The sequence below is a fragment of the Xanthomonas sp. CFBP 8445 genome, assembly GCF_025666235.1.
Taxonomy (GTDB): Bacteria; Pseudomonadota; Gammaproteobacteria; order Xanthomonadales; family Xanthomonadaceae; genus Xanthomonas_A; species Xanthomonas_A indica.
Window position 1 is genome coordinate 698,391 of sequence record NZ_CP102594.1, and the last position, 11,676, is coordinate 710,066.

The following is an 11,676-nucleotide window of genomic DNA, read 5'->3' on the forward strand; positions in this document are numbered from 1 at the left end:
CGACGGTAGCCGCACGGCGCGCCGGGGCACTCCTAGGACGCATGGCCATCGCGCAGCACGCGCGGGGCCGCCCTTTCTCCCCTCTGGTGTGATCGTCATGCGCAAGCCTCTCGTCGTCTCCATCGCCCTGCTGCTCGGCAGTGCGTCCTCGCTGCCGGCCTGGTCGGCGCCCGCCGCCACGGCGGCGGCCATCGCGCCCATGCCGCTGGCGCAGGCGCTGGACCGGTTCGCACGCAGCAGCGGCCTGCAGCTGATGTACGACCCGGCGCTGGCCGCGGGCCTGCACAGCAGCGGTGCCCCGGCCGGCCTGGCACCGCCGCAGCAACTGCACGCCCTGCTTGCCGGCACCGGCCTGGACTACCGCATGCTGACCCCGGGCTCGGTCGCCATCGTGCGCAGCAGCGTCGCCACCGCCCCGGCCGCCGCGCCGCGTGCGCCGCGCAGCGCCGCCCCGGCGCGCGCCGAGGCGGACGGCGAGCACGACTGCCCGCGCGAACTGGCGCCGATCAACGTCACCGCCAACAGCGTCGACACGCTGGCGCCCAGCGCCGCGCCGCTGGAGGCGAGCCAGCCGACGTCGGTGATCGGCGAGCGCTTCATCCGCGACGGCCTGCGGCTGAACTCCAACTACGACGACATCATCAAGTACGCGCCCAGCGTGGTCACCACCTCGCCGGAAGGCCCGGGCCTGGGCAAGAACGAAGGCATCAGCATCCGCGGCTTCCAGGACGGCCAGTTCAACATCACCTTCGACGGCATCCCGTTCGGCGATGCCAGCGATCTGCACCACACCACCTCGGCCTACTTCAACAACCACGTGCTCGGCCAGGCCGAGATCGACCGCGGCCCCGGCGGCGGCGCCACCATCGGCAACGCCACCTTCGGCGGCACCCTGGCGCTGCGCACGCGCAATCCCAGCGAGGTCGACGGGGTCACCGTCTACGGCACCGGCGGCAGCTGGAACACCTGGGCCGGCGGTGTCAGCGCCGACGAGCACATCGGCAACACGCGCCTGTTCGCCGACCTGTCCAAGGAGGCCAGCGACACCTACCTCAAAGGCACCGACGACCGCCGCGAGCACGCCTTCCTCAAGACCGTCAGCGATCTCGGCGAGGCGACCACGCTGACCTTCGTCAGCAGCTACAACCAGGAGCACCAGAACACCGTGCAGGGCGCCACCCGCGCGCAGATCGCGCAGCATGGCTGGCGCTACGGCCTGGGCAACGATCCGACCCTGCAGAACTACACCGGCTACAACGCCGCCGCCTACTACTCCAGCTTCACCTACCTGGGGCTGAGCACGCGCCTGGGCGACTGGGACCTGGACAACAAGATCTACTACAACAGCTTCGACCACACCGCGGCCAAGACCAGCATCCCCACCAGCGAGAGCGCCGCCGACAACGGCGTGACCTTCTACGGCGCGACCGGCAAGAAGCTGTCCAAGGCCGCCAAGGACGTGCCGGGCAAGCTGTCGGACAACGACTTCCGCGCCTTCGGCGACGTGCTGCGGCTGGCGCGCGACCTCGGCCCGGGGCAATTGCAGACCGGCGTGTGGGTGGAGCGCAACCTCGACGAGCGCCAGCAGTTGCCGGTGGACATGAGCACCGGCGCGGCCAGCGGCACCAAGTACGGCCCGCTGTACAACTACAACCTGCACGACCGCACCGACACCCTGCAGCCGTACCTGCAGTACGACTGGAAGCTCAGCGACAGCCTCACCCTCAGCCCGGGCCTGCGCTACGCGCGCGTGCAGCGCCAGCTCGATGCCGAGCTCAACAAGAGCACGCCGCCGGCGCCGGCGCACAGCACGGCCAGCTACGACGCCACGCTGCCGTCGCTGAGCCTGCACCAGGCCTTCAACGAGCACTGGAGCGGCTACGTGCAGGCTGCGCGCGGCTTCCTGGCGCCGCCGATCGACGTGATCGAACTCAACGGCGCGCGCGGCCTGCGCCCGGAACTGACCAGCAACTACCAGCTCGGCACCAGCTACGCCGCGCGCGGCCTGACCTTCGGCGCCGACGTCTACTACATCGACTTCAGCAACTACATCAGCCAGACCCTGATCACTACCGACAGCGGTACCGAGAGCGCCTACGTCAACGGCGGCGGCGCGGTGTACCGCGGCGCCGAGGCCGAGGCCACCTACGCGCTGACGCCGATCCTGAGCCTGTACGCCAACGCCAGCTACAACGACGCCACCTACAAGCACAGCAGCACCCAGGTCGCCGGCACGCCGCGGGTGACCGCGGCGCTGGGCCTGCTGTACAACAGCGGCACTGGCTACTTCGGCTCGCTGATGGAGAAGATGGTGGGCGCACAGTACGGCGTGGACAACAGCACCACCGCCAGCGGCGCCACCGTGTTCGGCAACGACCAGCGCCTGGGCGGCTACGCCAGCCTGGACGCGGCGCTGGGCTACCGCAGCACGCACGGGCCCTACGGCCTGAAGGGCTATTCGATCAGCATGGACGTCAACAACCTGCTGAACCGGCACGCGCTGATCGGCTACGCCGGCACCCGTTCCTCCGACAACCAGCCGCTGTACTTCGGCCTGGCCGGGCGCGGCGTGTTCCTCGACCTGTCGCTGAAGTTCTGAGGCCGGCCATGTCCTTTTCCCAGTTTGCACGCGTGCGCAGCGGATGGCGTCTGGCCGCGCTGCTGTGGGTCGCCAGCGCCGCGTGGCCGGTGGCCGCATCGCCCAGGCAGGCGGCGGCTGCCGCACCGAGCGCGGCGGAGGTGCGCCTGACGATCGTGGTGATGCGCCACGGCGTGCGCGCACCGACGCAATCGCCGCAGGAGCTGGCCAAGTACGCCGCACAGCCGTGGCCGCAATGGCCGGTGGCGCCCGGCCAGCTCACTGGGCACGGGGCGGCCGGCATGCAGGCGCTGGGCGCGCGCTATCGGCAGCGCTGGCTGGGCACGGCGGCGCTGGCGCCGGATTGCGCCAGGTCCGGCGCGGTGGTGATCGCCGACAGCACGCCGCGCAATCACGACAGCGCGGCGGCGTTCACCGAGGGACTGCTGCCGGGGTGTCAGGCGCAGTACCTGGCGTTGCCGACGACACAGAACAATCCGCTGTTCCATTTCGGCAAGGACGAGGACAAGGACGACGCTGCGCCCGCGGCGCCGCTGCACCTGGACGCGGCCACCCGCACCCGGCTGCGCGCGCTGCAGCGGGTGCTGTCCGGCTGCGCGACTCCGGCTTGCGCTGCGCCGGTCGCGCCGCGCCTGGACGATCCGCAGCGGCTGCAGGAGCCGGCGCAGGCGGCCAAGGCATTGAAGACCGCCGGCAGCCTGGCCGAGAACCTGATGCTGGAGTACGCGCAGGGCCTGCCGTTGCCGCAGGTGGCGTGGGGGCGCGCCGATGCCGCGGCGCTGCAGCGACTGATCGGCCTGCACAACGCGTCCTTCGCCTACAGCAAGCGGGCGCTGCCGGCGGCACGTGCCGGCGGCTCCAACCTGCTCGCGCACCTGCTGGCGACGCTGCAAACGGCGGCCGGGCAGACCCCGGCGGTGGCAGCGCTGGCGCCGGCGGACACGCGCGCGCTGTTGCTGCTCGGCCACGACACCAACCTGGCCCATCTGGCCGGCCTGTTCGGCATCGATCCGCTCGTGCGCGGCCAGCCGGACGCGTATCCGCCCGGTGGTGCGCTGCTGTTGGAACTGGTGCGGCAGGACGGCCACGACTTCCTGCAACTGCGCAGCCTGGTGCCGACCCTGCCGGCGCTGCGCGCCAACCGCTTCGACGGCCACGGCCTGCGCGAGCGGCGCTGGCCGTTGCCCGGCTGCGGCGGCCGGCTGCGCTGCCCGTTGGCGATCGCGCTGCCGGCACTGCAGGCGCGGCTGGATCCGCAACGGGTCGAGGCGGCGGTGCCGGCGATGACGCCATGGCCGGCGAAAGCGGCACCGGTGGGCGATTAGGCGGCGCCTGCGCTGGGCGGCACCGTAGGAGCGGCTTCAGCCGCGACCGGCTGTTCCTGGGTCATGCCTGTCGCGGCTGAAGCCGCTCCTACGCGTGTCACGGGGCCGGGGTAAATGCCGCCCGCCGTCACGGACCCCTCAGCGCGGAAGGTCGATCATCGCGGTTCCCCCACGCGCCTGCGCCTGCGTGCGCCGCGCTCTTTGCCAGGACCCCGCCATGTCCCCGACCCACGCCGCCGCGCTGCCCGACACCATGACCGCGATCGAGATCCGCCAGCCCGGTGCGCCCGAGGTGCTGGTGCCGGTGCGCGTGCCGCTGCCGCATCCGGGGCGCGGCGAACTGCTGGTGCGGGTGGCCGCGGCCGGCGTCAACCGGCCCGATGTGATGCAGCGCCAGGGCAGCTATCCGCCGCCGCCGGGCGCCTCGCCGCTGCCGGGGCTGGAGTTCGCCGGCGAGGTGGTCGGCCTGGGCGAGGGCGTGGAACGCTACCGGCTGGGCGACCAGATCTGCGCGCTGGTCGCCGGCGGCGGCTATGCCGAGTACGCGGTGGTGCACGAGCGCAACGCCTTGCCGGTGCCGGCAGCGCTGAGCCTGACCGAGGCCGCGGCGGTGCCGGAAACCTTCTTCACGGTGTGGGCCAACGTGTTCCAGCGCGGCCGCCTGCAGTCCGGCGAGACCCTGCTGGTGCACGGCGGCACCTCCGGCATCGGCAGCGTCGCCACCTTGCTCGGGCGGGCCTTCGGCGCGCGGGTGATCAGCACCGTGGGGTCGGCCGACAAGCGCGCCGCCAGCCTGGCGCTGGGCGCGGAGGCGGCCATCCTCTACCGCGAGGAAGACTTCGTCGCCGAGACGATGCGCCTGACCGAGGGCCGTGGCGCCGACGTGATCGTGGACCTGATCGGCGGCGACTACCTGGCGCGCAACTACCAGGCCGCGGCGCTGGACGGGCGCATCGTGCAGATCGGCATCCAGCAGGGCAAGGTGCGCGAACTGGACCTGATGCCGCTGCTGGCCAAGCGCCTGACCCACACCGGCTCGACCCTGCGCCCGCGCTCGGTAATGGAGAAGGCGGCGATCGCGCGCGAACTGGAAGAACGGGTGTGGCCGCTGCTGGCGCAGGGCCGCATCAAACCGCAGGTGGACCGCTGCTTCCCGCTGCAGGAAGCGGCGCAGGCGCATGCGTTGATGGAGTCCAGTGCGCACATCGGCAAGATCGTGCTGACGACAGCAGCGCAGTGAACGCGGGCATCGGTCGCGGCGACCCGCGTGCCGTCGTAGGAGCGGCTTCAGCCGCGACGGGCGTTCCCGGTAACGCCCATCGCGGCTGAAGCCGCTCCTACGCGTTGTCGGTCGTGAAGGGAGGCAGCCCCCGGTGGCCACCGCGCACCCGCGCAGGTGGCCCCGGTACCCCTCGAAACACGAGCCCCAGTATCAGCCCCCCGTCACCGCTGGCCCGGTTCAAGCGCCGCGCCGTATAGTGCGCCGCACGCGCGGTGGTCCGCGCATGCCCGTGCCGGTCCCTGCGTGCGCCTGCTGCCCCGTTCCGCGTCCTCGTCGTCCCTGTTGCGTTGCGTCCTGCTGCTGTTGTGGCTGTGCGCGGCCGTGGCCTCCGCCCAGCCGCAGGACGCCGACGACGCGCCGCCGGACCCGCAGACCCTGCTGGACAACGCCGCCAAGTCGCTGAAGGACGCGCGCGGCCAGGAAGTGGACGCAGGCAACCAGACGGCGTTCCAGGATCTGGTGGCGCAGGTCTCCGATGCCGCCAACGATGCGCAGACCGCCGCCGATGCGCTCTCGCAGCAGCTGGCGCAGGTCAATGCGCGCTTGCAGCAACTCGGCCCGGCCGCCACCGGCGACTCGCCCGACATCGCCGCACAGCGCAAGGCGCTGACCAAGCAACGCGATGCGCTGGATTCGGGGGTCAAGCGCGGCAAGCTGATGGTGGTGGAGGCGCGGCAGCTGGCCGACGAGATCGAACGCGCGCGCGCCGAGCATTTCAGCCAGGAGCTGTCGCTGCGCTCGCCCTCGCCGCTGTCGCCGGCGCTGTGGAAGCAGATCGCCGCCGATTTCCCCGACGACCAGGCCAAGCTGCTGGCGCTGTATGCGCTGGGCCAGCAGGCGCTGCAGGGCGCGATCGCCGAGCATGGCCGCGGCGCGCTCGGGTTCGGCATCGCCATCGCGCTGATCCTGTTGTTCCCGCTGCGCTACCTGCTGCGCTGGCTGGGCAAGCGCTATGCGGTGTCGCGCGCGCCGGGCAGCCGCCTGCGCCGCTCCGGTCTGGCGATCTGGTTCCTGCTGCTGGGCACGCTGACCCCGGGCCTGGCCGCGGTGGCGCTGGCCGAAGCCCTGCGCAGCATCGACGCGGTGCCCGAGCGCCTGGATGCAGTGCTCAATGGCTTCGTGTGGGTCAGCTTCGCCGCGGCCTTCATGGGCTCGCTCGGCGCCAGCGTGCTGCTGCCGAACCAGCCGAGCTGGCGGCTGTTCCCGATCGACGACGCCACCGCGCGGCGCCTGCGCAAGTACACCTGGGCCACCGCGGCGCTGGCCTGGCTCAGCAGCATGCTGCTGGTGGTCAACCAGGCCGCGCGCACCAGCGATTCGGCCACCGTCGCCGCCGACGGGGTGATCGCGCTGGTCTACGGGGTGCTGATCCTGGCCACGCTGACCAGCCTGTCGCGGCTGCGCCGGCGGCAGTACGCCGAGGCCGCGGCGCAGGCGCTGGCCAACGACCAGCCGCCGCCGCCCGGCCAGCACGGCGGGGTGCTGGCGTTGATCGGGGTGCTGGTCAAGGTGGCGGTGGTGGTGGCACTGCTGGCGGCGCTGCTGGGCTACCTGCACCTGGGGCTTTTCATCACCCGGCAGATCATCTGGATCACCATGATCGTCGGTGCGGTGCGCCTGCTGATGACCTTCGCCGACGACTTCGCGCTGTGGCTGTTCGCCAGCGAAGGCCGCATCGGCCGCGCCGCCAACGGCGCGTTCGGGGTGCGTTCGAGCAGCCTGGAGCAGGCGGGCGTGCTGACCTCGGCGCTGCTGCGGGTGCTGTTGCTGCTGATCGGCGTCGGCGCGCTGCTGATGCCGTTCGGTACCAACGTCTCCATCGTCTCGGACTGGTTCTCGCTGCTGTCCGACGGCATCCGCGTCAGCGACAAGGTGGTGCTGTACCCGGGCGCGATCGCCCGCGCGGTGCTGGTGCTGCTGCTGGGCCTGGGCGTCATGCAGTACCTGCATCGCTGGTTGACCCAGACCTATCTGCCCAAGACCGAACTGGACGACGGCTCGCGCAACTCGATCAGCACGGTGGCGCGCTATGTCGGCATCATCCTGGCGGCGTTGTGGGCGCTGGCCGCCCTGGGCATCGGCCTGGAGCGCATCGCGCTGGTGGTCAGTGCGCTGTCGGTCGGCATCGGTTTCGGCCTGCAGTCGATCACCCAGAACTTCGTGTCCGGCCTGATCCTGCTCGCCGAGCGCCCGGTGAAGATCGGCGACTGGATCAAGATCGGCGACCAGGAGGGCGACGTGCGCCGGATCAGCGTGCGCGCCACCGAGATCCAGGTCGGCGACCGCTCCACCCTGATCGTCCCCAACTCCGAACTGATCACCAAGACCCTGCGCAACATGACCCTGGCCGGGCCGCTGGGGCGGGTGCAGATCCAGTTCGCGGTGTCGCTGGGCACCGATGTGACCAAGCTGCGTGCCCTGCTGCTGGAGCTGTACGCGGCGCACCCGGGCGTGCTGGACGACCCGGCGCCGTCGGTGTTCATCGACTCCATCGCCAGCGGCCACGTCACCCTCAACAGCTTCGCCTACGTGGCCTCGCCGCGGCTGACCTACGGCACCCGCAGCGACCTGTTCTTCGCCCTGCTGCAGCGCCTGGCCGAGGAGGGCATCGCGCTGGAATCGCCCCAGGAAGTGAAGTTGGTGCGTCAGTAGCGGGGATTGGGGATTCGGGATTGGGGATTGGTGAAGCGCAAAGCAGGCTTGGCTGCTGCCTGTCGGCGCTGCAGGTCGCGGCTGAAGCCGCTCCTACGATTCCCCATTCCCGATTCCCTACTCCCGGCTTTTCAGCGCCTACCGCGCTCCTCGCGGGCGCGGATGCGCCGGTCGAACAGCACAGCACTGACCACGATGCCCAGGCCCAGGATCACGCCGAGCAGGAACAGCACCATCGCGATCGCCGGGTAGCCGAACAGCTTGGTGCCGGTGTCGATGCGCATCATCTGCGTGGAGGCCAGGATCAGCGCGGCGGTGACGATGCCGGCGGCGACGCGGTTGGCGATCTTCTGCAGGCTCTCCATCAGCCGCGATTCCTCCAGCCCAGCCACGCGCACCTGCAGGCGGTTCTCCGCCGCCAGGGTGAGGATGTCCGAGAGCCGGCGCGGGCCTTCGCGCAGCAGCGCCTGCAGCTCCATCGCCTCGCTGGCCAGGTTGGCCGCCGACAGCGACTTCTTCAGCCGCGCGCGCATCACGTGCTGCAGCTGGTCCTCGACCACCACGCGCGTGTCCAGGTGCGGCGACAGCGCGCGGCACACCGCTTCCAGGTTCAGCAGGGTCTTGCCGAGCAGGCTCAATTCGGGCGGCGTGCGCAGCCCGTAGGCGGTGGCGATGCGCACCAGGTCCAGCACCACCCGGCCTTCGGAGGTGGCGTCGTGCGCGGCGTAGCGGGCGATCATCTGCCCGGTCTCGCGCTGGTAGCGCTCCTCGTCGAAGTCCTCCAGGCGCGTGCTCAGGGCGATGGTTTCCTCGGCCACTTCCTCGCCGCGGCCGTCGACCGCCGCGAACAGCAGCTTGAGCAGCCGCTCGCGCAGCTTCGGCGGCACGTGCGCGACCATGCCCAGGTCGAAGATCGCCAGGCGCCCATCGGCGAGCACGCGCAGGTTGCCCGGATGCGGGTCGGCATGGATCTCGCCGTGCACGAACATCTGGTCCAGGTAGCCGCGCACCAGCGCCGCGGCCAGGTCGTCCATCGGCTGCTCGGTGCGGCGCAGCCCGGAGATCTTGTCCACGCGCACGCCTTCGGCCAGTTGCATGGTCAGCACGCGGCGGCTGCACAGGTCCCACACCGGCTGCGGCACCCACAGTTGCGGGAACGGCCGCAGGTGTTCGCCGAAGCGCGCCAGGTTCTCGGCCTCGGCCTCGTAGTTCAGTTCGGCCAGCAGCGCCTTGCCGAACTCGGCCAGCCAGTCGGCGAAGCGGATGCGCCGGCCCAGCCCGGTCAGCTTGTCGGCGGCGCTGGCGAAGCTGCGCAGCACCTCCAGGTCCGAGCGCACCTGCGCGGCGACCTCGGGCTTCTGCACCTTGATCGCCACCGGCGTACCGTCGCGCAGCGCGGCGCGGTGTACCTGCGCCAGGGAGGCGCTGCCCAGAGGGGTGTCGTCGAACGCGGAGAAGGCCTTGTTGATGCCGACACCGAGTTCGGCCTCGACGATCTCGCGGATGCGCTCGCTCGGAATCGGCGCGGTGTTCTCCTGCATCCGCTCCAGCGCGGTAGCGAACTCCGGCGGCACCACGTCCGGGCGCGTGGACAGCATTTGCCCGAGCTTGACGAAGGTCGGGCCCAGCGCCTCCAGGTCGGTGACGAACTGTTCGGGCGTGCCTTCCGGCGGCAGCTCGTGCTCGCCCTGGGCGGTCTCCATGTCCATGCCGGAAAACACCCCGGAGCTGCGGTAGCGCAGCAGCAGGCGCAGGATCTGGGTGCGGCGGCTGAGGCCGCCGATCACGTGCGGTGCGTCCGCAGCGTCGGGCGTCGCGCTCAAGGTAGGCTCCGGCAGGCGAAAGGCAGGTCATGAGTGTGGCGACCGCCGGGTCGTCGCGCGGTGAATCCCGCAGCGTGACGTCTCTGGTCGTCGCTGACGGGAGGGGAGGGCCGATGATCGTGCCCTTGCGACAGCCGCGATCGGCGCCGGGTGCCGTGCAGGTGGTCTGCCGTCATCGCCGCTACGTCCCCGGGGCCGCTGGCGATGGCGTCCCGTCATGGCGCTGCGTCGTATCCTGCCGCGTTGCGATGGCGCAAGTCGGAGGGAGCGGAGTGCAGCGGAGCGAACGGGCGAGGTCGATCGGGGCGCGTCGGTGCCATCCCTCGGGGCGCGGTCATCATCGGCGCGCTGCGCCAGAGACCGCGCCATGGGACGGCGCGACGCGCACGCGGGCGCGCGGTGTCGGCATGGCTGTGGCCCGATGAGCGGACGCCGGCTCGCGCTGCTGGCGGCGGTGATCCTGGCGCTGCTGGTCATGGCCTGGCTGGGCGACGACGGCGCCGGCGTCGCCACCGAGGTGCGCAGCGCCCTGCGCGCCCTCGCGCGTGCGTTGTTCTGACCCACGGGCGGTTGGCAGCCCCTGTTCCGGTGCCGCGACCGCGCTTACCCTGGGCGTTCGCCATCACCTGCCAGGAGCGCTGCCATGTCCGTCGTCGTTTTGCCCGCCGTTTGCCGTGCCGCCGTCCTGTGCGCGTGCGCGTTGCTGACGGGGCTGCTGTCGGCGACCGCGGCTGCGGCACCCGCGCCCCAGCGCTATGCCGGCGAGGAGTTCGACGCCAAGGCCTTCGCTGCCAGCACGCGCCGCAGTTACGAGCTGCAGGACTTTTCCGACCGCTACCGCGCGACCCTGGAGGTCGAGGACAACGACGAGGTGTTCCGTCCCGGGATCGTGCGCGTGTTCGCCCGCGGCAACGCCACGCCGCTGCTCGAGGTGGCCTCGTCGGAACTGGTGCTGGACACCGATGGCAAGAGCGGCAAGGTCAAGGCCAACGTGCATGAACTGCCGTACGGCGAGCAGAGCGTGCTGATCTACGACGATTTCAATTTCGACGGGATCAAGGACCTGGCGGTGATGGACGGCCAGAACAGCTGCTATCACGGCCCGTCCTACCAGGTGTACCTGGGCACCGCCGACGGCTTCCAGGCCAGTTCCGGTTTCACCGAACTGGCACAGAGCAACTGCGGCTTGTTCCAGGTGGATGCGCAGGCGCGCGAACTCCACACCATGACCAAGGACGGCTGCTGTTGGCACCAGTACGCGACGTACGCGGTGCGCGATGGCGAGCCGCTGCTGGAGCGCGAGGTGGTGGAGGATGCGCGCAGCGAGGGGCCGGGACTGGCGCAGGAGACGGTGTACCGCGACCGTGCCGGCAAGCGCGTGGCCGACACGCACTATCTGTGGGACGAGCAGGGCGGTACCACCGCGGGCGAGCGCAAGCTCCTGCTCGCGTTCCGCCTGGCGCCGGCCGGCAAGCGCATCGTGGTGTTCGCCAATGTCGGCGACGGCGCAAGCGGCAAGCCGTTCTATGCGGCGATCGGCGCGCAGCAGCGGGTGGACCTGCTGTATCCGAATGCGGAGGGCGAAGCGATGGACTACGACGCCGACCACCAGGTGCTGAGCTTCACGCGCGGCGACACCACCTACCGCATCGTCGGTGATGCGCAGGGCGTGCCGCAGCGCATGGAGGTGGTGGTGCGCGGCAAGACCCAGGCGCTGGCGCTGCAGCCCGGCTCGGTGCACGGCTCGCTGCAGGCGGTGGCGCAGGTGCTGGAGGCTGCGTCGGCTGAGTAGCGGGTGGCGGGGCGATGTTCCAAAGGCGCTGGCGATTTCGACACGCGCGCGTCGGGACTGAAGTCCCTCCCACAGTGCACCCGGGCAGCTCGCCGCAAGCCTTGTAGGAGCGGCTTCAGCCGCGACGGGCGTTCCCGGTGCAGCCTGTCGCGGCTGAAGCCGCTCCTACAAAGGCTGCAGCCGGCGATGGTCCTTGAACTGCA

At 71.0% G+C, this 11,676-nt stretch carries 7 protein-coding genes; 6 read left to right on the top strand and 1 reads right to left on the bottom strand.

The genetic code is table 11. The features are described from left to right. Nucleotides 1-97 precede the first annotated feature (97 nt). The 4 genes from NUG21_RS03130 to NUG21_RS03145 all read left to right on the top strand — a co-directional run bounded on the left by NUG21_RS03130 (nucleotide 98) and on the right by NUG21_RS03145 (nucleotide 7,858). The gene (locus NUG21_RS03130; protein WP_263392251.1) at nucleotides 98-2,599 is read left to right on the top strand and encodes a TonB-dependent receptor; all 2,502 of its coding nucleotides are present in this window, start codon (nucleotides 98-100) and stop codon (nucleotides 2,597-2,599) included. Nucleotides 2,600-2,607: 8 nt separating this feature from the next. Further along, a complete protein-coding gene (locus tag NUG21_RS03135; protein WP_263392252.1) occupies nucleotides 2,608-3,924 on the top strand; it encodes a histidine-type phosphatase in 1,317 nt (438 codons plus the stop codon). Between the two features lie 217 nt (nucleotides 3,925-4,141). Further along, the gene (locus NUG21_RS03140) at nucleotides 4,142-5,164 is read left to right on the top strand and encodes an NAD(P)H-quinone oxidoreductase (RefSeq protein WP_263392253.1); all 1,023 of its coding nucleotides are present in this window, start codon (nucleotides 4,142-4,144) and stop codon (nucleotides 5,162-5,164) included. Nucleotides 5,165-5,488: 324 nt separating this feature from the next. Next, complete coding sequence (locus NUG21_RS03145; RefSeq protein ID WP_263392254.1) at nucleotides 5,489-7,858, top strand: DUF3772 domain-containing protein; 2,370 nt, start codon at nucleotides 5,489-5,491, stop codon at nucleotides 7,856-7,858. A 131-nt stretch (nucleotides 7,859-7,989) separates the two neighbouring features. On the opposite strand, the gene NUG21_RS03150 is transcribed toward NUG21_RS03145, so the two are convergent. Then, complete coding sequence (locus NUG21_RS03150; RefSeq protein ID WP_160945623.1) at nucleotides 7,990-9,681, bottom strand: ABC1 kinase family protein; 1,692 nt, start codon at nucleotides 9,679-9,681, stop codon at nucleotides 7,990-7,992. 421 nt (nucleotides 9,682-10,102) lie between these two features. Here NUG21_RS03150 and NUG21_RS03155 point away from each other — a divergent pair, with 421 nt between their 5' ends. Continuing rightward, a complete protein-coding gene (locus NUG21_RS03155; RefSeq protein ID WP_184502635.1) occupies nucleotides 10,103-10,240 on the top strand; it encodes a hypothetical protein in 138 nt (45 codons plus the stop codon). 84 nt (nucleotides 10,241-10,324) lie between these two features. Next, complete coding sequence (locus tag NUG21_RS03160) at nucleotides 10,325-11,473, top strand: XAC2610-related protein (RefSeq protein WP_263392255.1); 1,149 nt, start codon at nucleotides 10,325-10,327, stop codon at nucleotides 11,471-11,473. Nucleotides 11,474-11,676 lie beyond the last annotated feature (203 nt).